This is a genomic window from Endozoicomonas acroporae (genome assembly GCF_002864045.1).
In the GTDB taxonomy this organism is placed as follows: Bacteria; Pseudomonadota; Gammaproteobacteria; order Pseudomonadales; family Endozoicomonadaceae; genus Endozoicomonas; species Endozoicomonas acroporae.
Genome location: NZ_PJPV01000208.1, coordinates 1 through 871, shown reverse-complemented (window position 1 = coordinate 871; position 871 = coordinate 1). Strand labels below are relative to the sequence as shown.

Annotated in this window: 1 protein-coding gene; it reads left to right on the top strand. The window is 54.3% G+C overall.

All coding sequences use genetic code 11. The annotated features are described in order from the left end of the window. Positions 1 to 73: 73 nt before the first annotated feature. The coding region (locus CX664_RS23955) for a hypothetical protein (protein ID WP_219622290.1) at positions 74 to 871 on the top strand (798 nt) is incomplete at its 3' end.

Genomic DNA, 871 nt, shown 5'->3' with positions numbered 1-871 from the left:
GAATTCTTCTATCTCCAATGATCAGCTTCTTTGCCAAAAAGCAGACCTGCGTGTGTTAACAGACAATTGCTCTTTGAGAACTGAATTTCTGGCTGCGCTGGATGTTTCGTACAGTGATGCTTGCCCGGTAAATGCCACTACAGCGACAACAGCCGCTGCAGTGCCAACAGTCGCCACAAGGCGCAGGGCCGTGGTTGCCAATACTACGCAGGTGAACAGTTTTGCCAGGAGCACAGGTTACCCATCCGGCAATAAAACCGAAGAGTGGATTGAGGTGACGAATGCCACAACCCTGGGCAAGATTGGCCATGAACGGGGCTATCCACTGAATGGCACTTACCGGCAGACGGCGGATATTGATGGTAGCCAGCTAACCCGGCCCATTGGTAGTAAGAACCATCCGTTTACCGGCGAGTACGATGGGCAGTGCCGCACCATCAGCAACCTGTCTGACTGTTTTGTTGACACTCTGAAAGGCAACATCAGTCACCTTCAATTTACTGGTGCCAATATAAATTCCGAGAAGACGACCGGGTTAGCAGCCTGTGTTGTTCATGATACTGGCATAGTCAGTAATATCCGGGCGAAAGATGTTCATATTCTCACCAGGGGTTATCAACATTACGCTGGCATCGGGGGGGGGGAGGTTATAGGAACGGTTAGCAACACCACGGCGGTGAACAGCAGGGTCGAAACCGAGGACAAGGATGCAGACGCCGGCATCGGAGGGGGGTACGTTGCCGCTGGAGGAACGGTTGCCAACACCATGGCGGTGAACAGCACGGTCGTAACCTCGGGCGTGGATGCAGACGCCGGCATCGGAGGGGGGGAGGTTGCCGCTGGAGGAACGGTTGCCAACACCATGGCGGTG